Source organism: Marinomonas sp. ef1, assembly GCF_002806845.1.
GTDB classification, from domain to species: Bacteria; Pseudomonadota; Gammaproteobacteria; order Pseudomonadales; family Marinomonadaceae; genus Marinomonas; species Marinomonas polaris.
The window spans coordinates 25286-46030 of record NZ_NHTT01000015.1 but is presented as its reverse complement, the minus strand read 5'-3'; the positions used below and the strand labels follow the sequence as shown (position 1 = coordinate 46030).

Annotated in this window: 20 protein-coding genes and 1 tRNA gene; 11 read left to right on the top strand and 10 right to left on the bottom strand. The window is 42.0% G+C overall.

What is annotated here, in order from left to right; genetic code table 11:
- Positions 1–75 precede the first annotated feature (75 nt).
- Complete coding sequence (locus CCS02_RS18220) at positions 76–984, bottom strand: LysR family transcriptional regulator (protein WP_100637374.1); 909 nt, start codon at positions 982–984, stop codon at positions 76–78.
- A gap of 176 nt (positions 985–1160) precedes the next feature.
- Here CCS02_RS18220 and CCS02_RS18215 point away from each other — a divergent pair, with 176 nt between their 5' ends.
- The 3 genes from CCS02_RS18215 to CCS02_RS18205 all read left to right on the top strand — a co-directional run bounded on the left by CCS02_RS18215 (position 1161) and on the right by CCS02_RS18205 (position 3767).
- The gene (locus tag CCS02_RS18215) at positions 1161–2651 is read left to right on the top strand and encodes a CoA-acylating methylmalonate-semialdehyde dehydrogenase (RefSeq protein ID WP_100637373.1); all 1491 of its coding nucleotides are present in this window, start codon (positions 1161–1163) and stop codon (positions 2649–2651) included.
- 186 nt (positions 2652–2837) lie between these two features.
- Complete coding sequence (locus tag CCS02_RS18210) at positions 2838–3449, top strand: alpha/beta hydrolase (RefSeq protein WP_012071327.1); 612 nt, start codon at positions 2838–2840, stop codon at positions 3447–3449.
- A gap of 33 nt (positions 3450–3482) precedes the next feature.
- Positions 3483–3767 carry a DUF1289 domain-containing protein gene (locus CCS02_RS18205; protein WP_100188289.1) on the top strand — a complete coding sequence of 95 codons (285 nt, stop codon included), beginning with the start codon at positions 3483–3485 and terminating at the stop codon, positions 3765–3767.
- 28 nt (positions 3768–3795) lie between these two features.
- Here the strand turns inward: CCS02_RS18205 and radA are convergent, their stop codons facing one another.
- From radA to glnK, 4 genes are all read right to left on the bottom strand, one after another.
- Positions 3796–5184, bottom strand: coding sequence for a DNA repair protein RadA (gene radA / locus CCS02_RS18200; protein ID WP_100188288.1), 1389 nt, complete (start codon positions 5182–5184; stop codon positions 3796–3798).
- 114 nt (positions 5185–5298) lie between these two features.
- A complete protein-coding gene (locus CCS02_RS18195) occupies positions 5299–6828 on the bottom strand; it encodes a bifunctional GNAT family N-acetyltransferase/carbon-nitrogen hydrolase family protein (protein WP_072840637.1) in 1530 nt (509 codons plus the stop codon).
- 179 nt (positions 6829–7007) lie between these two features.
- Positions 7008–8273: an ammonium transporter gene (locus CCS02_RS18190; RefSeq protein ID WP_072840636.1), complete on the bottom strand. Its 1266-nt coding sequence runs from the start codon at positions 8271–8273 to the stop codon at positions 7008–7010.
- Positions 8274–8312: 39 nt separating this feature from the next.
- A complete protein-coding gene (glnK, locus tag CCS02_RS18185; protein ID WP_012071322.1) occupies positions 8313–8651 on the bottom strand; it encodes a P-II family nitrogen regulator in 339 nt (112 codons plus the stop codon).
- 158 nt (positions 8652–8809) lie between these two features.
- Between glnK and CCS02_RS22190 the strand changes: the two genes are divergently transcribed.
- Both CCS02_RS22190 and CCS02_RS18180 read left to right on the top strand, forming a co-directional pair.
- Positions 8810–8947: a hypothetical protein gene (locus tag CCS02_RS22190; RefSeq protein ID WP_157789924.1), complete on the top strand. Its 138-nt coding sequence runs from the start codon at positions 8810–8812 to the stop codon at positions 8945–8947.
- Between the two features lie 195 nt (positions 8948–9142).
- Complete coding sequence (locus CCS02_RS18180) at positions 9143–9382, top strand: accessory factor UbiK family protein (protein WP_072840635.1); 240 nt, start codon at positions 9143–9145, stop codon at positions 9380–9382.
- Between the two features lie 78 nt (positions 9383–9460).
- Here the strand turns inward: CCS02_RS18180 and CCS02_RS18175 are convergent, their stop codons facing one another.
- Positions 9461–9682, bottom strand: a complete 222-nt coding sequence (locus CCS02_RS18175; protein ID WP_100188285.1) for a TIGR02450 family Trp-rich protein — start codon at positions 9680–9682, stop codon at positions 9461–9463.
- Positions 9683–9789: 107 nt separating this feature from the next.
- On the opposite strand from CCS02_RS18175, the gene CCS02_RS18170 reads away from it, so the two are divergent.
- The 3 genes from CCS02_RS18170 (at position 9790) to rep (ending at position 14728) form a co-directional block, all read left to right on the top strand.
- Positions 9790–11301, top strand: a complete 1512-nt coding sequence (locus tag CCS02_RS18170) for a YifB family Mg chelatase-like AAA ATPase (RefSeq protein ID WP_100637372.1) — start codon at positions 9790–9792, stop codon at positions 11299–11301.
- 291 nt (positions 11302–11592) lie between these two features.
- Complete coding sequence (locus CCS02_RS18165; RefSeq protein WP_012071318.1) at positions 11593–12522, top strand: bile acid:sodium symporter family protein; 930 nt, start codon at positions 11593–11595, stop codon at positions 12520–12522.
- A 157-nt stretch (positions 12523–12679) separates the two neighbouring features.
- The gene (rep, locus tag CCS02_RS18160; RefSeq protein ID WP_100637371.1) at positions 12680–14728 is read left to right on the top strand and encodes a DNA helicase Rep; all 2049 of its coding nucleotides are present in this window, start codon (positions 12680–12682) and stop codon (positions 14726–14728) included.
- A gap of 12 nt (positions 14729–14740) precedes the next feature.
- Here rep and CCS02_RS18155 read toward each other — a convergent pair whose 3' ends face one another.
- Entirely contained in the window at positions 14741–15079 is a 339-nt protein-coding gene (locus tag CCS02_RS18155) for a c-type cytochrome (protein ID WP_072840630.1), read from the bottom strand.
- A gap of 143 nt (positions 15080–15222) precedes the next feature.
- On the opposite strand from CCS02_RS18155, the gene CCS02_RS18150 reads away from it, so the two are divergent.
- The 3 genes from CCS02_RS18150 to CCS02_RS18140 all read left to right on the top strand — a co-directional run bounded on the left by CCS02_RS18150 (position 15223) and on the right by CCS02_RS18140 (position 17270).
- Positions 15223–15516 (top strand): putative quinol monooxygenase, encoded by a 294-nt coding sequence (locus CCS02_RS18150; RefSeq protein WP_100188281.1) that lies wholly within the window; start codon positions 15223–15225, stop codon positions 15514–15516.
- Positions 15517–15714: 198 nt separating this feature from the next.
- Positions 15715–15791: transfer RNA gene (locus CCS02_RS18145), tRNA-Arg, on the top strand.
- 319 nt (positions 15792–16110) lie between these two features.
- A protein-coding gene (locus CCS02_RS18140) for an IS3 family transposase (RefSeq protein ID WP_100637370.1) occupies positions 16111–17270 on the top strand; the annotation gives its coding sequence in 2 pieces (ribosomal slippage) (positions 16111–16363 and positions 16363–17270; 1161 coding nt in all).
- 194 nt (positions 17271–17464) lie between these two features.
- Here CCS02_RS18140 and CCS02_RS18135 read toward each other — a convergent pair.
- The 3 genes from CCS02_RS18135 to CCS02_RS18125 are packed head-to-tail and all read right to left on the bottom strand — an operon-like array spanning position 17465 to position 20560.
- Complete coding sequence (locus tag CCS02_RS18135) at positions 17465–18064, bottom strand: ECF-type sigma factor (protein ID WP_100637369.1); 600 nt, start codon at positions 18062–18064, stop codon at positions 17465–17467.
- 3 nt (positions 18065–18067) lie between these two features.
- Positions 18068–19264 carry a hypothetical protein gene (locus CCS02_RS18130; RefSeq protein ID WP_100637368.1) on the bottom strand — a complete coding sequence of 399 codons (1197 nt, stop codon included), beginning with the start codon at positions 19262–19264 and terminating at the stop codon, positions 18068–18070.
- Positions 19265–19279: 15 nt separating this feature from the next.
- Positions 19280–20560, bottom strand: a complete 1281-nt coding sequence (locus tag CCS02_RS18125; RefSeq protein ID WP_100637367.1) for a serine/threonine protein kinase — start codon at positions 20558–20560, stop codon at positions 19280–19282.
- Positions 20561–20745: the final 185 nt, after the last annotated feature.

The window sequence follows — 20745 nt, the reverse complement described above, 5'->3', positions numbered from 1 at the left end:
GGAGTTAGGATATAAACTTTTAAATATATATGAAAGATATTCCATATGTTAGATATCTGTCTTATAGGTTATGTTTTATTGGTTTTTTTCTAACTCATTTAAAAATGTTTCCAGAATGAGATTGGCACGAGCACCTTTTCGAGTGATTGCTGAAAACTGGGTGATGTAATGGCATTCATTGGGAAGAATGGTGCGCATTCGGCCGTCACGAATCCAATGTTCTGCTACATGGTCTGGTAGAAAACCAATATAACGTCCTGTCAAAATAAGGAAGGCAATCCCTTCTCGGTCAGTCGCGGTTGCACTTGCGGTAAGAGGTTGGTGTTGGGCTTTTATTTCAGGTGTTTGCGCATAAGCAGGAAGTACTGCGTCAAAGTCTTTGAGTTTGTTTTTGGATATTTTGCCATCTGTGACCGAAAATAATGGATGAGTATCGCTGCAATAAAGTTTGGATTCTTCTTCGTATAGATGGTGATAATCTAAACCGCTGAGTATTTTTAGGTCTGGCACTATGCCAACATGCAAGCGCCCATCTAACACACCTCGTTCTACATCTGTGGGTGGAATCATCCGAATATTGATAGCAACTTGCGGGCCTTTGTCTTTTAGTCCTGCTAAAGCTCTTGTAATACGTGTATATGGCAGGGTCACAAGATTATCGGTAATGCCAATGTTTAATTCACCTTTCAAATGTTGATGAAGCGCATTGATGTTGGTTCTGAAATCTTCGATGGATGACAATAGTTGTAAGGTGAAGTCGTATACTTTGCTACCTTCATTGGTTAGCGAAAAACCTGAGCGGCCACGTTGACATAAGCGGAAGCCTAAACGTGTTTCTAAATCAGATATGGCAATACTGATCGCGGCGCGACTGATATTTAACTCAACTTCGGCAGCGGAAAATCCGCCACATTCCACCACTGTTCGGTAGATTCGTAAGATACGAAGATCAGCATCGCTTACCTGGCTTTGAAATTGATTCATTATTTATTCTGCCCTAGAGATCTTAGTTAAGTAAAAGATTAACTAAGCGTTAATAGATTCGACTTTTTATAATCTATTCCTCTTGTCATAGTAGAGTCAATGTTTGTCATCAGTGTGGCTTTTACTCTGTCGTAATGATGCCAATAACCCTTTTATAATGACTATATGGAGTACTCATGGAAATCATCGGACACTTGATCGGCGGTAAACACTCAGAGCAAGCCGAACGTACTCAAGATGTGTTTAATCCCGCAACTGGCAAGGTGGCAAAAAAAGTTGCCATTGCTTCTCGTGAAACGGTAGAAGAAGCTATTTCAGCTGCTCAAGCTGCGTATCCAGAATGGCGCAATACTCCGCCATTAAAGCGTGCGCGCATCATGTTTAATTACAAGGCTCTATTGGAAAAGCATGCCGATAAAATTTGTGAACTCATCGGTGCTGAGCATGGAAAAATTTGCCATGACGCCGCGGGTGAATTACAGCGCGGGATTGAAAACGTTGAGTACGCCTGTGGTGCACCAGAATTGTTGAAAGGTGAGTACAGCAAAAATGTTGGTCCAAATATCGATTCTTGGAGTGAGTTCCAACCGTTAGGTGTGGTGGCCGGTATTACGCCCTTTAACTTCCCTGCGATGGTACCACTGTGGATGTTTCCGATGGCGATTGTATGCGGTAATACGTTTGTCTTGAAACCGTCTGAACGCGATCCAAGTACCGCATTGTTTATCGCGGAACTATTGTATGAAGCTGGTTTGCCTGCTGGTGTATTTAACGTGGTGAATGGCGATAAAGTGGCTGTTGATACCTTATTGGAAGACAAGCGAGTAAAAGCCGTGAGCTTTGTCGGTTCCACGCCGATTGCCGAATATATCTATAGCAAAGCTAGTGCAAACGGCAAACGATGCCAAGCACTAGGTGGCGCGAAAAATCACGCTATTGTCATGCCGGATGCGGATATGGATAACGTTGTCAGCCAGTTACTTGGTGCAGCTTTTGGCTCCTCTGGCGAGCGTTGCATGGCCTTGTCAGTAGCAGTTGCGGTTGGTAAAGCCGCTGGTGATGCTTTGGTTAGCAAAATGGCCGAAGCCATGAAGCCTCTTAAAGTGGGTGAATGTTCAGATAAAACCAATGACTTTGGTCCAGTTATTACTAAAGAGCATAAAGACAAAGTGGTTGGTTTTATTGATAGCGCTGAATCACAAGGTGCGACGATTGTTGTTGATGGTCGTCACCCTAATGTTTCAGGTTATGAAAATGGTTTCTTTGTTGGTGCGACGCTTATTGATGGCGTGACCAAAGACATGGAAAGCTACCAACAAGAGATTTTTGGTCCTGTGCTGCAAGTGGTTAGAGTCGATACTATGGAAGAGGCCATGACGCTGATTAATGACCACGAATACGGCAACGGCACTTGTATCTTTACTCGTGATGGCGAAGCGGCGCGTTATTTCTCGGATAATATTGAAGTGGGCATGGTTGGCATTAACGTGCCTTTACCAGTGCCTGTGGCGTATCACAGTTTTGGTGGTTGGAAGCGTTCTTTGTTCGGTGATCTACATGCTTACGGTCCGGATGCTGTGCGTTTTTACACCAAGCGAAAAACCATTACTCAGCGTTGGCCTTCAGCTGGCGTTCGTGAAGGGAAGAGTTTTTCTTTTCCTTCATAGGGATTAAATCTATAAAAGATTTGAGTTATTTAATGGCTGTTTGTCGAAAGATAAGCGGCCATTTCTTATATACGAGAAATGTAAGCATAAAAACTTCTTCATACACTTCCCTCGTATTGGTTGGCAATATAAAGTAGCAGCGAAGGCTTGTTATGAATTGACACTTTTCTTTTCGCTAGGACCAATATGAATACCAAGATATCTTTTTTACATAGTGCTAAGTGGCTACCTGTTTTGCTGAGCGTTTTAATATCGGGTTGTGCCTTGTCACCTGAAAAAAAAGAAAGCGTTCAATCAAGTGCTGAGCTGACCATTGAAGTCGAAGGAAACTCGGCTTATTTATCTGGTGTCTTGGGCGCAGACCTCGTAAAGCAGCTAAGCGATATGGTGCGTAAAAATCCTAATGTCACGGATCTCGTTTTAGTTGATGTGCCAGGTTCTGTTGATCAGCAAGCGACAATGGAAGGTGCACGTTTGATCCGTCGGCTTGGCTTGAATACTCACATAGCGCCGACGGGTTACGTGCTTTCTGGTGGTGTTGATCTATTCTTAGGTGGTGTAACACGAAGTATTGGAGCTGGCGCTGGTGTTGGCGTTCATTCATGGTCAGATGGCACGAGAGTAGTAGCTAAGAGCTTGAGTGTTACCGATCCTGTGCATGCGGCGTATGTTAATTTTTATTTAGAAATGGGTGTGACAGAGAGATTTTATTGGTTTTCTTTGGATGCAGCTCCAGCGGATAGGGTGTACTTTTTATCACCAGAAGAAGTGTACGATTTTCAGCTAGCAACTGAATAGCGTCGAATTACATTAACGTCTTAAGGGGGCATTATGGAACAAATAGAACTGTTTGCCATAGAAAGCCCTTGCCGAGGTGTGTGTGAAAACAGTGCAAAGGGATTCTGTAAAGGCTGCTTACGCAGTAGGGAAGAGCGCTTTCATTGGTTTTCTTTGTCCAATGAAGCGCGACATCATGTATTGGATCTTTGTCAGCAACGTCGTGCGCGTCTGCTAAAAGCTCGCCAAGAAAGATTGGAAGCCGATTCCGCCAAGGCGCTTCCATATGGTATGGAAGATGAACAGATTACAGACCTGTTTGAACTAACAAATGATTAACCACCCACTCGGGCCGTTAATCGGTCAATTAATTCTCAAAAATCGCGTCTAGCGCTTCCGATAAACGTTCAACCCCAATGACTTTCATGCCTTCAATGGGCTTTTTGGGGCAGTTAGCTTTTGGTACCACCGCTCTGGTAAAACCATGTTTCGCCGCTTCACTAATACGTTCTTGTCCTGATGGCACAGGGCGAATTTCACCCGATAAACCGACTTCTCCAAGTACCACTAAATCATGTGGTAATGCTCTATCGCGGAAACTAGAGACTACCGCTGCGATAGCGGCAAGATCAGCGCTGGTTTCCAAAACTTTCACACCGCCAACCACGTTTAGATAGACATCTTGATCTGATGTTAGTAAACCACCGTGCTTGTGTAACACCGCCAATAGCATGGCTAAACGATTATGATCAAAGCCCACCGTGACGCGTCTTGGATTGCCTAAAGCTGAATCATCGACCAGTGCTTGGAGCTCAACCAATAACGGGCGCGTTCCCTCCCAAACAACCATCACAAGGCTACCAGCCGCGGGATGATTACTGCGGTTTAAGAAAATAGAACTTGGGTTTTTGACTTCTTTTAAGCCATTTTCGAGCATAGCGAAAACGCCAAGCTCATTCACGGCACCAAAGCGGTTTTTCATGCCGCGAAGGGTACGAAAGCGCGAGTCTTCTGAACCTTCCAGCAACACAGAACAATCTACCATGTGTTCAAGTACTTTCGGCCCAGCCAAAGAACCATCTTTAGTAACGTGCCCGACAAGCAATACCGCAGTTTGAGTTTGCTTAGCAAAACGCGTTAAAACAGCGGCACTTTCTCGAACCTGCGATACGCTGCCGGGTGCGGATTCCACACCATCTAAATGCATCACTTGGATCGAGTCGATAACCATGACTTTGGGTTTGACTTGTTGAGCGATGTTTAAAATCGCTTCCACATTGGTTTCTGACAACATTTTTAGGTTTTGTGTTGGCAGCCCAAGGCGTTGTGCTCGCATGGCAACTTGTTGAAGGGATTCTTCCCCTGTTACGTACAAAGCGGTTTGTTGTTGCGCGAGCCAGCACATGGTTTGCAGCAATAAGGTACTTTTACCTGCTCCTGGATGCCCACCAATCAGCACCACGCCACCGGGAACCAATCCGCCGCCCAATACTCGGTCGAATTCGTTCGCACCAGAGCTAAAGCGAGGTACATCACCCAAATCAACATCGGATAAGTTTTGGATGCCAGTTACTGCGCCAGCGTAACCTTGATAACGTGGATCTTGGCTGGCGGAAACGCGAGCAGAGGTTTTGCTAGAAGTAAGGCGAATTTCGGATAGTGAATTCCACGCACTGCAGGCTTGGCATTGTCCTTGCCATTTTGCGTAGTCGGCTCCGCATTCATTGCATACAAAGGCGGTTTTTGCTTTGGCCATGAGAGTCTCTTTTTGTCATAAAAAGGGCGCTATCAGCGCCTTTGAACAGTCTTACAAAATGAAATTAAGCTGTTGTGATAACGTCCATGTTATCACAGGAAAAAGCGGTTTCGCTTATTTCGATTTTTTCCAATTCACTGAGTAAAGATCGGTACGACGGTCTTTTAGGTTGTTCACCGAACCTTCGCTGCGAGTCAATTTGAGCTTATCTAAGTCCAAATCTGAGAACATGATCATTTCAGTGTTTGGCGTGGTTTCTGCCATCACTGCATCATGTGGGTAAGAGAAATCAGAAGGCGAAAATACCGAGCTTTGCGCATACTGAATGTCTAGGTTTTCTACCTGAGGAAGGTTGCCACAGCTACCACAAATAACCACATAACATTCGTTTTCAATGGCGCGCGCTTGAGCACAACGACGTACGCGCAAGTAACCGTTTTTGGTATCTGTCCAGAATGGTACAAACAAAATGTCCATGTCTTGCTCTGCAAGTAGACGACCCAATTCAGGGAATTCCACATCGTAACAAATCAAGATGCCCACTCGGCCAGCATCGGTATTGAAGACGCGTAAATCGTTGCCACCTTCAATAACCCAGTCACGGCGTTCATGGGGCGTGATGTGGATTTTCTTTTGCTCTTCCACTGTACCGTCACGACGACACAGGTAACTGACGTTATAAACAGTCTCGTCTTCAATTACTGGCATGGAGCCAGTGATGACGTTGATGTTATAGCTGACCGCGAACTGGGACATTTCGTTGATAAAGCGTTCAGTGAAGCTCGCCAAAAAGCGGATAGCTTCGGTTTGGTTGCTTTGGTCAGGACTTAGTCCAATCAGTGGCGCATTGAAGAATTCAGGGAATAAAACAAAGTCACTTTTATAATCGGATACCGCGTCGATAAAGTATTCGACTTGCTTCAACAGCTCGTCAACGCTTTCTACTTCACGCATTTGCCACTGAATCGCACCGATACGAACTTGGGTTTTACGTGAACGAATCACGTTGGTATCAGGTTCGAAGAAGATGTTTTTCCATTCCAACAAGGTTGCGTAGCCTTGAGATTTTTCATCTTCAGGCATGTAGCGTTTTAGCAAACGAGTAACTTGGAAATCGTTAGACAATTGGAAAGTCAGAATCGGGTCGTAAATTTTACGCTCGCGAACCGATTCTAAGTATTCCGCAGCGCTCATTTCATGGGCATGTTCGTGGTAGCTTGGAATTCGGCCACCAGCCAAAATAGCGCGCAAGTTATGTTGACGGCAAAGGTCTTTTCTTGCTTCGTATAAACGACGACCAAGACGGTAGCCACGATATTCTGGGGCGATTAAAACATCTAGACCATACATGGCGTCGCCACGCTCATCGTTCAGAATGTTTTCTTTTTGATCGATAAGATCATCATAAGTATGCGGGTTACTAAAACGCTGATAGCTAACTTGAACAGACAAGGCTAAACCGACAATTTTGCCGTGATCTTCTAAACAGATTTGTCCTTCAGGAAAATCCTTGATCAGCTTATGAATAGTATGTTCCGGCCATGAGCCACCAATGTCGTGATAGACCTTATCCATCAGTACTTTTATTTCGTCGTAGTCGTCGTTGGTAAGGTTACGAATGGTTAAATGTAAATCGTCGTGCATGTTGGCCTCTATAAATCGGTCTTATGTATTGCTCATGATAACGCGTATCGGTGTGAGTAAGTAAGAGATCAGTATGTCATAAGGGTGTATAACGCTAACTCAATAAGGGAGATAAAAAGAAAACCCCCGCCGAGGCGAGGGTTTTGATATTAAGAACACTATCTTTTTAGGAAGGGCGATTATTTTTTGCTGAACTCTGGGTACGCTTCCATACCACATTCAGAAAGGTCAACACCTTCATATTCCTCTTCTTCAGTAACTCGTACACCCATGATGGCTTTGATGATTAACCAAACCACTAGGCTAGAAACGAATACCCAAACGAAGATAGTAAGAGCGCCTGCGATTTGTCCGCCGAACGTCGTGCCATCATTAGTTAGTGGTACAGCTAGCAAGCCCCAAAGACCAACAACACCGTGAACAGAGATAGCGCCCACTGGATCATCAATTTTAAGCTTGTCTAGAGTCAGGATAGACACAACAACAATCAAACCACCAACAAGACCGATAAGCGTCGCACCTAGAGCAGATGGTGTATCAGGACCCGCTGTGATTGCTACCAAACCAGCAAGTACGCCGTTTAGAAGCATTGTTAGATCGGCTTTGCCGAATAAAATTCGAGCAAGGATAAGTGCACCGATTGCGCCACCAGCTGCAGCTGCATTTGTGTTTAAGAACACCATGGCAACAGAGTTAGCACTAGCGATATCACCAAGTTTTAGTACAGAGCCGCCGTTGAATCCAAACCAGCCCAACCATAGGATCAAAGTACCTAGTGTTGCTAGTGGTAGGTTAGCACCAGGAATAGCGCGAACTTCACCGTTAGGACCGTACTTGCCTTTACGAGCGCCGAGTACCAATACACCAGCTAGAGCAGCCGAAGCACCTGCCATGTGAACGATACCGGAACCTGCAAAGTCAGTGAAACCTAGGTCGCCAAGGCTAAACATACCGAATACAGAACCGCCCCCCCAAGTCCAGTTACCTTCCATTGGGTAAATGAAACCTGTCATTACGACTGCAAACACTAAGAAAGCCCAAAGCTTCATACGTTCAGCAACTGCGCCAGATACGATAGACATAGCTGTTGCAACGAACACAACTTGGAAGAAGAAATCAGAAGCACCAGAGTAGATTGCGCCGCCTTCAAACCCACCTTCACGACCAGCAAAGTCCGTTAAAGTAGAAGCAACATCTACGTCTTGAATACCAGTAAGGAACCACTCGCCACCGTACATGATGGCGTAACCGCAAACTAGATACATGATGCAAGAAATGGCAAACAAAGCCACGTTCTTGGTAAGAATTTCAGTGGTGTTTTTAGCACGTACTAGACCTGCTTCCAACATGGCAAATCCAGCTGCCATCCACATGACCAGCGCGCCACACACCAAGAAATAAAAGGTGTCCATCGCATATTGTAAGTGAAAAATTTGATCTTGCATGTTTCGCCCCCCTAAAGGCTTGTATAAATCGAGCAGTTATTAAACTGCTTCTACACCAGTCTCGCCGGTACGAATACGAACCGCTTGTTCAAGGTTAACGATAAAGATCTTACCGTCGCCGATTTTGCCAGTGTTTGCTGCGCCAGTGATGGCTTCAACCACTTGGTCGGTCATTTCATCTGCAATGGCAAGTTCGATTTTTACCTTAGGTAAAAAATCCACTACATATTCAGCGCCGCGGTATAGTTCTGTGTGGCCTTTTTGACGTCCGAAACCTTTCACTTCTGTTACGGTGATACCTTGAACGCCGATTTCAGAAAGTGCTTCTCGAACATCATCGAGTTTAAATGGCTTGATGATGGCAGTTATAAGCTTCATACCCACTGTCTCCTTTAAAAGTCAGTTTTATTGTCGTATCGCAGGTACTTAGCTTATTCAATATGCGTGCCATATATGGGGATGCCCTTATAACAATGGCTTTGTAAGGATTTTGTCGACTTTTCGGAATTAAAAAGAGCATCAGATGGCTTTATTTAGTGCGGCATATTGGTGTGTCTGCATTGGTTATTGCATTAACTTGGTGCGAGTGGGCAATTGATCCGAGTGGTGTTGTTGGGCGAGATCCCTATCTTATTGCTTCTGATCAGAAAACAAACATTTGGCTAAAAGTGTAATGCGTGCCTTATTTAGAGGATTTGTTTTGATTAAAGCCCGCAATATTTTATTTGGCGCACAAAAAAGAGGCAATTTAATGACGTTAGGTGTTTATAACGGAGCATTGATATAAAGATGTGCAGCCGAGAGCTTGTTTGCACCTTACTTAGGCTTCTATACTATTAAGTATTGTAAATACAAAAAATGAGAATGACATGATTGATCAATTTATAAAGCAACTTGGAACTGGACTAGGCCAAGCCGCAGAAACATTGGGTAAGTTGCCAAAAGAAGAAATTCAGGCGCAATTGCACGAGGTGGCTCGTAATACGTTAAGTAAAATGGATTTAGTCACCCGTGAAGAGTTTGAAGTGCAAGCGGCAATGCTAGCCAAGTACCGTGAAAAGCTCGCTGCATTGGAAGTACGTTTGAACGAGTTAGAAAAAAACGACTAACTCGTTTTCTTACAGTGGTTTGATATGGACAGTAGTCTGATATAAGTAATCGCTTGATATGGAAATGGTTAAGATTGGCTATTTCCAACCTTGAAGCCAATTATCTGGTGACGTCAGAGTTTGCCAAGGCAAGCAATACTGATTTTTATTGATAACAGCCTCAAGAACACATTCCACAACCGTGTTTTCTTCATCTCGAATCAGTTTTGTGACGATGAAATGCTTCTCTTTTTGTTGTGGCGATGTGGACGTCCATTTCGACAGCAGAAGTTTGTTGGGATTTATTTGGTTGAAAGCCATTTTTTAACCTTAGTTAATAGGTATTACCTATACGAAACAAGTGAAAAGCTGGATTGCTTTTCATGCGATAAAGCATCATAAAGAAATAATTTGGTCAAGGAGTGATCATGAGTTTAGCCACTATTTATAGTCGTGCCCGTGTGGGTGTGTCTTCCCCTTTAGTTACCGTCGAAACCCATATTTCAAATGGATTGCCTTCACTAAATATAGTGGGCTTGCCTGAAGCCGCTGTTCGAGAAGCGAAAGATCGAGTACGCAGTGCAATTATCAACAGCCATTTTGAATTTCCTACCCGGCGCGTCACCATCAACTTAGCACCAGCGGATTTACCCAAAGAGGGTGGCCGATACGATTTGGCGATTGCTATCAGTGTGTTAGTCGCGTCTGGGCAACTCGGAGAGCTGAATCTTCGTGACACTGAGTTTATAGGGGAGTTGGCTTTGTCGGGTGATATTCGTGGTGTGCCAGGGTTACTGCCATCTGCTATTGCTTGTCACCATGCTAATCGCCAACTGATTCTTCCTGAAGACAATCAGCAAGAAGCTGCCTTAGTGGAAGGCGACGCGGTGTTTGCCAAACATCTTACTCAAGTGACAGCTCATCTACTAAAATTAAGTAAGTTACCTGCTTGTGTTTCTAAACCCACTGAGCCTTTGCCTTTGGATCATAAAGACATGCGTGATGTAAAAGGTCAATATCAGGCTCGTAGAGCACTAGAAGTTGCAGCAGCGGGAGGACATAATCTATTGTTTATTGGACCAGCAGGAACAGGGAAAACCATGTTGGCGTCACGTTTACCAAGTATTATGCCCGCCATGACAGAAGCAGAAGCGCTGGCTGTAGCGTCTGTTCAATCGGTGGCTGGGCGAAAAATGGGGCTAGACTGGTATTGGTCCGAACGTCCGTTTCGATCTCCGCACCACTCTTGTTCAGCTGCTGCATTGGTTGGAGGCGGTTCAATACCTAAGCCAGGTGAGGCATCTTTGGCGCATTGTGGAGTGCTCTTTCTTGATGAATTGCCAGAATTTGACCGTAAGGTGTTAGAAGTGCTGCGCGAGCCCTTAGAAAACGGTGAAGTTCATATATCTCGAGCACGTGGACAAGTGACCTTTCCTGCTCGCTTTCAATTGGTTGCAGCAATGAACGCCAGTAATGAAGCCTACAGTGGTGGACAAGATTATTATCAATCCAGCGCTAGCCAAAAATACCTCAAAAAACTCTCTGCACCCTTTTTAGATCGCATTGATTTGCATGTAGAAGTGCCGCCTTTGCCTTCTGATGTTTTAGTGAATGCACAAGAAGAAGGAGAGTGCAGTGCTTATGTTCGTGAGCGCGTGGAGCTTGCGGTCGCAAGGCAGAGAGCTCGACAAGGAGTACAAAATGCTTTGCTAAGCGGTCGACAGTTAGAGGCTATTTGTGCGTTAAGTGAAGAAGATAAACAATTTATGCAGCAAGCACTGGAAAAGTTAAAACTCTCAGCTCGTGCTTACCATCGAGTCTTAAAAGTTGCGCTCACCTTGGCAGATTTAAACGATTCTCCAGTAACCAGGGCGCATTTAATGGAATCATTAAGTTATCGAAAAATGGAAAAAACCTTATCGATGGCGGTATCTTCTTAAACATATTATTTAAAATAAACATTTAAGAAATGCCGCTTAAAAACGTCATGTGAAGGTTTGTAATAGTAAATTTTTTTCTGCTGTATTGAAGGCTTAAGTATGTCTTCAATACGGTGTAGTGCAAGCTTTTTTACTCTTCTAAATGCAAGATAAAAGCTGTTTTAACTCTTTTCATTTCGTTACAATTCTCCTCCCGTTTTCGGGACTAATAATAATTAAATAGTCGTTGCGTGCTCAAGTTTGTCGATTTATTGGCGACGAAGGTAAGTAGCCTATGTGGAGTTTTGTCCTATGGTTATCCAGCTGTTCCCTTTTTGGGCATTGTTGCTGTCAGCAATTGCCTTTTTTCAACCGGATATATTTGTCGGTTTAAAAACACAAATTGTTCCATTATTGACTATCATTATGTTAGCGATGGGATTGACCTTAAGCCCAGCAGACTTCAAACAAGTTTTGAAGAATGGTAAAGCCGTTGGCGTGGGTGTGTTATTGCAATTTTTAGTCATGCCGATTGCCGCATTCTGTGTTGCCTTTGCATTTGGTTTTGATACTGAGCTAACCGTTGGCATGTTGCTAGTAGGCAGTGTGGCTGGTGGGACGTCATCAAATGTTATGTGTTATTTGGCAAAAGGCGATACGGCGCTGTCAATTTCTATGACGGCTATTTCGACCTTGCTTGGCGTGATACTGACACCATTTTTAGTGTCTCTAATGATTGGTCAAAGTGTTGATGTGCCAGTGGCTGGTATGTTGCTTAGCTTACTTAAAATTGTATTATTACCCGTTGCTGCGGGTGTATTGATTAATACTTTTTTCTCGAAGTTTGTTCGCAAGGCTGAACCGATTTTTCCTTATATTTCGATGTTTGCCATTGTACTGATTATTGCTATTGTTGTGGCCTTGAGTGCATCTAAGATCGTTCAAGTTGGGCTGGTTGTTGCGGCAGCTGTGATTCTGCATAATGCGATTGGTTTGACCTTGGGTTACTGGGTGACTTACTTGCTTGGTTTTGATGCACGTGTTTGTCGTACCATTGCCTTCGAAGTCGGTCTGCAGAACTCTGGTCTAGCTGCAGCATTAGCGGTGAAATTCTTCACGCCAATGGCGGCACTGCCTGGCACCATTTTCAGTGTCTGGCACAATATTTCAGGATCTTTGTTGGCAAGCTATTGGAGCCGTCGACCTGTTGCTGGAAATAACGCGCAAGAAACAGATAAATAATCTATTTGCTTAGCGTCAAAAAAGGGATGCCATTTGTGCATCCCTTTTTTGTGCTTGTTAGTTTTTGCTCTTATGATTTTTCTCTCAGTGCGAGACGCTTCATTGTCGGTTACACTTACGGCTGATTTTTAATAGCCATACGAGCCAGAGTTTTTCCATGAGTCAGTCCATGCCATCCATATCTCATCGTCTTCGTAATCTGAATGAGCGCCAGCTAGACGCCGTCAAACAGATCGATGGTCCTTTGCTAGTATTGGCGGGTGCTGGATCGGGAAAAACCAGCGTAATCACCACAAAGATTGCCTATCTGATTCAAACATGTGGCTTCAAAGCTAACAGCATTATCGCGGTGACTTTTACCAATAAAGCTGCGCGAGAAATGAAAGAGCGTGTGGTCGGCATGCTGTCTAAACAAGAAAGTAGAGGCTTGAGTATTTCGACTTTCCATAATTTAGGCTTACGCATTCTTCGTAAAGAATATCGCCGTGCAGGTTTAAAAGAAGGCTTCACCTTATTTGATTCCCAAGACTCGCTTAGTCTCATCAAGGAAATCCTAGATAAAGAATTCAACGGTCAGACTGATTCTGCTGCGTATTGTCAAAACACAGTATCTAATTGGAAAAACGATCTAACTACGCCACAAGAAGCCATGACCAATGCGGACACCGAAGAGTTTCTGCTGGCGGCGCAAGTGTATGTGCAATATCAGCGTTATTTGCGTGCTTACAACGCCGTGGATTTCGATGATTTAATTTTATTGCCTGTTAGTTTATTAATGGCTGACGCAGAGCTACGTGATCGCTGGCAAAACAAAGTTCGTTACTTGCTGGTGGACGAGTGCCAAGACACCAATGCCAGTCAATATGAATTGATCCGCTTGTTGGCAGGCTTTCGTCGTTGTTTTACCCTGGTGGGTGATGATGACCAATCTATTTACGCGTGGCGTGGTGCACGTCCAGAAAACCTAGAGCGTTTATCTGTAGATTACCCGAGCTTAAAATTGGTCAAGTTGGAGCAAAACTATCGCTCCACCAAAACCATCCTGAAAGCGGCCAATACGCTGATAGCGAACAATCCGCATATTTACGATAAAGCCTTGTGGAGTGATCACGAAGAGGGTGACCCGATTCGTGTCATGGTGACCCGTAATGAAGACGCTGAATCTGAACGTGTGGCGGCGGAAATTCAATCACGCCATTTACGTCATGAAATTCCCTATCGAGATTTTGCCATCTTGTATCGTGGTAACCACCAAGCACGCTTGTTAGAAATCAAGCTGCAAGCTTACCGTATTCCTTACAAGATGAACGGTGGCACTTCGTTTTTCTCACGGGCCGAAATCAAAGATCTAATGAGCTATCTGCGTCTTTTGGTAAACCCTTCCGACGACAACGCTTTCCTACGCATCGTTAACTTGCCGCGTCGAGAGATTGGACCAGCCACGCTTGAAAAAGTGGGGAATCTTGCCACTGAGCGCGGCGTGAGTTTGTTTGAAGCATCAGGTTATAAAGAGCTGGAAGACACCGTTACTGGGCGCTCATTAAAAAGTTTGCAGGACTTTGAGCGCTGGATGTCCAACTTGCGAAAGCGTTTAGAAGGCGCATCGCCAGTGCCCGTGATCGAGCAAATGATTCATGACATGGATTATTACGGCTGGATTCAAGAGCAAACATCTTCCAATAAAGCAGGCGATCGACGCATCGAAAACGTGCGTTTCTTACTCGATTCTATTCAGCGCATGATGGAATCTGCTTGGGAAGAAGACGAAACTGCAGGCTTGGATCAAGCGATTAGCAAGTTGCTATTAATCGATATGCTGGAACGCCAAGAAGAAGAGGAAGATGAAGACAAGGTGCAGTTACTGACGCTTCATGCCTCCAAAGGTTTGGAGTATCCACATGTGTTTTTGATCGGTTGTGAAGAAGAACTGTTACCGCATAGAAACAGCATAGAAAACGATGACATCGAAGAAGAGCGTCGTCTGGCTTACGTTGGCATCACTCGGGCGAAAAAAACCTTATGCATTACCTTAGCTGCAAAGCGTCGCCAATACGGTGAAGAAATTGACTGTATGCCGAGTCGATTCTTGGATGAACTACCGGAAGAAGATCTTGTATGGGAAGGCCGCAGCGACGAAGGGGAAAGCACTAAAAAAGAACGCGGCCAAGCTTCATTATCTGCCTTAAAAGCCATGTTAAATGGCTAAGTAGTTAAACAGCTAGTTGCTTGAGCTATTGTCGATCATGTATTGAATCGCACCACGTAGCTCATTTTCACTGCAATCGAAGCATAAACCTTTTGGTGGCATGGCTTTAAAACCATTTGTCGCATCTTTTAATAAAGTGTCTATGCCTTTTTCAACGCGTGGTTGCCAATCCGCTTTATTACCAAACTTCGGAGCGCCAGCAACGCCATTCATGTGACAAGCAATGCAATAGCTGTTGTAAAGAGTTTCGCCAGAACGAGCGGCATGTGCAACAGAAGAAAGCGCAAGAGCAAGGCTGGCGAAACCAAGAATAACGATGCGTTGTGTAAAAATCGCGATAGAAAAAGTCACAATGAATCCTTAGCGATGAAGAGTCAAAAACGATACAGTGATTAAAACACAAAGACGTGTTTTCCATCGCGTAATTTTTTATTCCGCTTTGTATTTTACTTCTACTTTATTTTTGTAACATATTAATAAGACAAGGAAAAAACATGACCACCGAACTCGTTCTCGTCGCCAATATTAAAGCCCATCCTGGCAAAAGTGCAGAGTTAAAAACTGCTCTAGAAGCTTTACTTGTACCAACTCGTGTTGAAGCAGGTTGTTTGCAATACGATCTGCATCAAGACAACAATAACGCCGAGGCGTTTGTCTACTTTGAACGTTGGAGCGGTTACGATACTTGGCAAGATCACATGAAAACAACCCATATCAATACCTTTTTGGAATCGACTAAAGACATTATTGCTGATTTTAGTGTGGCTGAGTTGCATAAAATAGGCTAAGTTTTTTCTCTTATAGGTTAACTGTTGGCAGTGTAAGCAGCTAACGAGAAACCCGAGTGATAGCAAAGCAATAAAAAACAGCTTATATCTGTTCTTTATTGCTTTAAGCACTGGAATCCTGAGGGATTTCCTTTAGAATACGCACTCCAATTTGTTCTGGTTTACTTGCAAAAGTATTAATGCCACGCAACAAGTCATGCGCCCGTAGCTCAGCTGGATAGAGCGTCGCCCTCCGGAGGCGAAGGTCGGAGGTTCAAATCCTCTCGGGCGTACCATTTTAATAATGGTCACTAACTCTGTAACCCACGTATTTGCTGGGTTTTAGAGAGTTTCTACTTCGAATTTCTTTTGGGCGATGCAACTCATTTTTTCTTATGGGACAAAATTGGGACACCTCCTAAAAAACTGTTTATGAGGGTTCTTTCGAGCGTCTAAATTTCATCTTTCAAAAAAATGAACTGTTTTGTCTAAAAACGGTTCATCGATTCGGTTTCCTAATTTCTTCGTGCTTACCTCAAGACAAGATATGTAGTGGTCTAATAAAACCGGACACCATTTTAGGTGGTAACATTGCCACATTAAGAGAGGTGTTTAATGACAAAACGTCGTGTATTTTCAGCAGAGTTTAAGCATGAAGCCGGCAGCTTAGTACTCGATCAAGGCTACAGTTTTACTGAGGCCTGCCAGTCCCTTGGCATTGGTGAGACAGCTCTACGGCGCTGGGTTAGTCAGCTTAAAGAGGAACGAGGTGGTGTCACACCAAAAGCGAAAGCTCTGACACCAGAACAGCAGCGCATACAAGAGCTTGAAGCCAAAATTAGTCGATTAGAAAGGGAAAAAGCCATTCTAAAAAAGGCTACAGCTCTCTTGATGTCGGACGACCTAGAACGTATGCGCTAATTGATAAGTTAAGAGAGCAAGAAGCAACAGAGGTACTTTGTGACTTGTTTGGCGTTCCAAGCAGTAGTTACTACGATTACCTCAAGCGTGAGCAGAAGATTGATGCTGAACGGTTAACATTGCGTAGCCTAGTGGCTCAGTATTTCAATGAGAGCCGTGGTGCGGAGGGAAGCCGAACATTACAGAATATGTTGCAGGATGAAGGCTATACGCTGGGTCGCTTCAAAGTCAGAAGCTTAATGAAGGAAGCTCGCTTATGCAGTAAACAACCAGGAAGGCATCGCTATAAGGATACAGGAGGCGAACAACCAGACGTCCCTAATCATCTGAGTAGAGAGTTCAATGTGAGTGCCCCTAATCAAGTTTGGTGTGGCGATATTACTTATATCTGGGCAGAAGGTCGCTGGTATTACTTAGCTGTCGTTTTGGATTTATATCGAAGGCGTATTGTTGGCTGGGCGTTCTCATCAAATCCCAATGCAGAGCTTGTTGTAAAAGCTTTAGATATGGCTTATGAACAGCGTGGTCGACCAAAAGGTGTGATGTTCCATTCGGATCAAGGCAGCCAATACGCGAGTCGAAAATTTAGACAACGGCTATGGCGTTATCGCATGAAGCAAAGTATGAGCCGCCGAGGAAATTGCTGGGACAATGCTCCCATGGAAAGAGTGTTTAGAAGTTTGAAGTCCGAGTGGATTCCAACGACAGGATACATGACTCAAAACGAAGCAAAACGAGATATCAGTTTTTATCTGATGGATTACTATAACTGGCGCAGGCCGCATCAATATAACAACGGGATGCCACCTGCCAAAGCGGAAGAACAACCTAATTTACTGTCCGGAATTAGTTGACCACTACAATATGTCTAAGAGGGGTTGTGCATTTAGAGCTTCTTCTCTTAGCTATGAAAGAGGAATTTTAGTTATGGCAACATTGGGTTTAGACAGCAGCGGACTTTGAAATTTGTAGTTCGTTACTGATAGAAAACTTGAGAGGTCAGCGTTTTAGTGACAAGTTTATTTTTTGATATACATTCCTAGCTTCTTTACATATGACTTGTGGTCTCAAATTCGTTGTGAGAACTTGTGTGTAACTTTGATTTTAACCACCTACGTACAAAGAGGAGGTCTTTCTCGATTAAGCTATCGCTACATTTATATAACTCAGTCAGCTCTTTAGTAGACAAGCCTACTAACTGCTTTAGTTTGAAGATTTCAACCTGCCTTGAATAGTTAGACTCTAATTTCAAGAGTAACTTTTCAATAGAAAGGCTTATTTCCATAAAAGATAATTCATCGTTAGTAGCACTATTAAATACACCAACTGTACTATCTCTTTTTTTTGCTGTTTTCTTCCTCGATATATCCGATAAAACTTGATTGATCAAGGTGGCAATAGCTAGATAAAAATCTCGTTTACTATTTAATTCTTCACGAGGAAAATGAGTCATCTTAAGATATGCTTCGTGAACTAAAGCCGTAGTTTTTTCCTGATCTTCTATGATATCTTTCGAAGAGTTAGGATGGCGTTGCTTTTGAATACGAGCAATGTCTTTTAATCTTTGGTAAACAAAAGTATATAAAACCTTTTCGGCATTTTTGTTTTTTTCACCAAATAAAATGTATAGATTAGTATTATATTTCAATGCTTATTTGACTCTCTCGAATGTGGTTATAGAAAATATTTCTTTTTTCTTGTTTTTTATTTCATTTGGATTGTATGAGTATTTATAAAGAGGAGCACTCTCTAAATCATCAGAAATGGGGAAGTACTCCCATTCAGTATATTGTATTATATTATTTTGATCTTTGTATTTTACTGCGGCATTAACTTGAGCAATTGTTGCTGTTGCCCCTTCATTTTTAAGCCACCACATATCAATATATTTTGATGAAACATCTATTGTATAGCTTTCAACTGGATTAATACAGTTAGAGTTTGTTTTATTAGACTCAAAAACTAGATTGTTTTTTATTAATATACAACCATTTTCGATATTTTCTTGTCCTATCTCTTTATAGCGCCATAATCCGTTAAATTTTAATTTATCTATATCTTCTTTTAAAGGCGTTAACCAGAGGTATTCAGCTAAATTCAAATGAGATATTCCATCTTGTTTTCCTATGCCCTTACTCTTTTCGACCAAGATTTTACTATCTTGATCATAATGCATTGCGACACTTCGATATTTTTCATTACCTTTATTCTCTACGGCATAAGCAGTCAAAGAGTATCCATTAAGGTCTTTAATAGAGCAGCCATTTAATGCACAGCCGAGAATTCCGCCTTCAAAACGAGAAAAATCGTCGATTGGCTCAAAGCTTACATTTTTTTTGGTGCTAGGTTTGCGCTCACAATTCGTAAAATCATCGCCTATACTAGGGTACTCATAAATGCCTTTAGCAGTTACTTTGTAATACGTTTCACCAATTGGCCCTGTGTAATTTTCAATAGAATATTTAGATACATCATAAAAACATAAATCACCATTTTTATCTGCTTTCTGTACAACGTAATTTGTTAGCGTTTTATCTAATGGTTGAAAAACCACTTCTTTAAAGTTTGTGTTTTTTGAATTTGTTAGTTTTTTATTTAGCTTTAATATCTCTATTTTTTTGTTTTCAGTTAAGTAGAAAGTAACATCGTCACCTGTATTGAAATTGTAATATCCATTCTCTGTTAACCCAGATAAACCACTTGAGGTTTCATAATATATTTCTATATCCATTTTTTTGGAGAGTTGAGCTTTTTTTGCATCTGCAATTGTTTTAAATGACATCATGGTTATTGTTGCGATGAAAATCAATTTAATTAAATTGATTTTTATTGTTTTGTTATCCGGCATTTTATAGATTTCACTTTATTTATGATTGTAAGTTTTGGATGGGATTATTAGTTCTTTAATCAATTTTCCTTTCATTTCATCAGATAGATCTCGATTTGATAGGATTTTTCTTCTGGTTAAATCTAACATGGTGTCTAAAGTGGCTTGTCTGTATATTTCATCATCGCTGTAATGTAATAAATTCGCTATTTCGAATAGTAAACTTTCAGCTGCTTTTTTTTCAAATTCAATTTGTTTGTTTTTTAAAAAGACAGATATCCAGAAGACGATTAAAGTTATGAATACGATTGAAATTAATAGAGATGTAAACCTCCTTCTTTTAATGAACTTTTTTAAAATATAAAAATAGCTTCCCTTCATGACTGATATGGGTTTTATTTCTAATATATTTTTAATGTCATTCTTTAGCTCTGTAATGTTAGAGTATCGGTTAGATGATTCATGCTGAGTGGATTTATTTATTATTTTTTCTAGCTCTTGAGAAATGTTATCTTTATTTAATGCTTCTAATAATTTCCCGGCTGAATAAATATCTATACTTTGTGTTAGTTCTTTTGACTCTAATTGTTCTGGACTTGAATATTCAGAAGTGAATGCGGATATGCCTTCTATGTCTGCCCCTGTTTTTGTTTTTATAAATAAATTGAAATCTATGAGTTTAGCTCTTCCTATCTCATCAATAATAATGTTTGAGGGTTTGATATCTCCATGTATTATATTTCTTGAATGTGCATGTTCTACTGCACTGCAAATATCAATAAATATACTAAGTTTTTCATTTTGACTTATATTCTTGTTTTTTAAATGGTCTCCTAGAGTTGAGCCATCAATCCATTCCATAGAAATATAAATATGTCCTTCGTGCTCTCCTCCATCAAATACTTTAGCAATATTAGGGTGGTTGAGACTTGCAAGAAGTTGTGCTTCACGAAATAAAGCCCATCGACCAATAACATTAACCAAAGCAGGTTGTATAAATTTTACCGCTACAGATTGTTCAAAGGTTTGATCATTTCTTTCGGCTTTATAAACGACGCCAATCCCACCAGAGCCTAGCTTATTCTGCAGTTTATATTTCCCTACAATAGAGCTTTCTAAGTAGATGTCAGAAGAGACTGCGTATGAAGCTGATACAGAGAGAATTTTTGTAAGGTCAAAGTCTGCATTGAAAGAAAGTTGATCATCAATATCTTTAAGTAGCTCTGGATGTTTTCGTTTCAAGTCTTCAATGAATTCACAGCGTTCTTCCTCATCCATATAAGATGTTTTGTGAATTAATTCAGTAAGAAGTGGCATTAATTTAACCTTACACAAGATTAGGCTGTCAGTGTCGCGTGATTATAACTGATTAATTTAGATGAAAAAATAAAAAATAATTTACGGGTTTCCTTTCAAAATACGTATCTTTGCCTTAGGAAAAGACGTTTCTAAAATCCTCCACGATGAAATTTTAAAGCCGTAGTGTTTTTTGTTCAAAAAAC

Coding starts and splice junctions, on each gene's coding strand:
- CCS02_RS18130 (WP_100637368.1), bottom strand. CDS start 19,264: ATGCCGGATAACAAAACAATAAAAATCAATTTAATTAAATTGATTTTC.
- CCS02_RS18205 (WP_100188289.1), top strand. CDS start 3,483: ATGGAACAAATAGAACTGTTTGCCATAGAAAGCCCTTGCCGAGGTGTG.
- radA (WP_100188288.1), bottom strand. CDS start 5,184: ATGGCCAAAGCAAAAACCGCCTTTGTATGCAATGAATGCGGAGCCGAC.
- glnK (WP_012071322.1), bottom strand. CDS start 8,651: ATGAAGCTTATAACTGCCATCATCAAGCCATTTAAACTCGATGATGTT.
- CCS02_RS18195 (WP_072840637.1), bottom strand. CDS start 6,828: ATGCACGACGATTTACATTTAACCATTCGTAACCTTACCAACGACGAC.
- CCS02_RS18180 (WP_072840635.1), top strand. CDS start 9,143: ATGATTGATCAATTTATAAAGCAACTTGGAACTGGACTAGGCCAAGCC.
- CCS02_RS18190 (WP_072840636.1), bottom strand. CDS start 8,273: ATGCAAGATCAAATTTTTCACTTACAATATGCGATGGACACCTTTTAT.
- CCS02_RS18220 (WP_100637374.1), bottom strand. CDS start 984: ATGAATCAATTTCAAAGCCAGGTAAGCGATGCTGATCTTCGTATCTTA.
- CCS02_RS18170 (WP_100637372.1), top strand. CDS start 9,790: ATGAGTTTAGCCACTATTTATAGTCGTGCCCGTGTGGGTGTGTCTTCC.
- rep (WP_100637371.1), top strand. CDS start 12,680: ATGAGTCAGTCCATGCCATCCATATCTCATCGTCTTCGTAATCTGAAT.
- CCS02_RS18150 (WP_100188281.1), top strand. CDS start 15,223: ATGACCACCGAACTCGTTCTCGTCGCCAATATTAAAGCCCATCCTGGC.
- CCS02_RS18165 (WP_012071318.1), top strand. CDS start 11,593: ATGGTTATCCAGCTGTTCCCTTTTTGGGCATTGTTGCTGTCAGCAATT.
- CCS02_RS18125 (WP_100637367.1), bottom strand. CDS start 20,560: ATGCCACTTCTTACTGAATTAATTCACAAAACATCTTATATGGATGAG.
- CCS02_RS18215 (WP_100637373.1), top strand. CDS start 1,161: ATGGAAATCATCGGACACTTGATCGGCGGTAAACACTCAGAGCAAGCC.
- CCS02_RS18210 (WP_012071327.1), top strand. CDS start 2,838: ATGAATACCAAGATATCTTTTTTACATAGTGCTAAGTGGCTACCTGTT.
- CCS02_RS18175 (WP_100188285.1), bottom strand. CDS start 9,682: ATGGCTTTCAACCAAATAAATCCCAACAAACTTCTGCTGTCGAAATGG.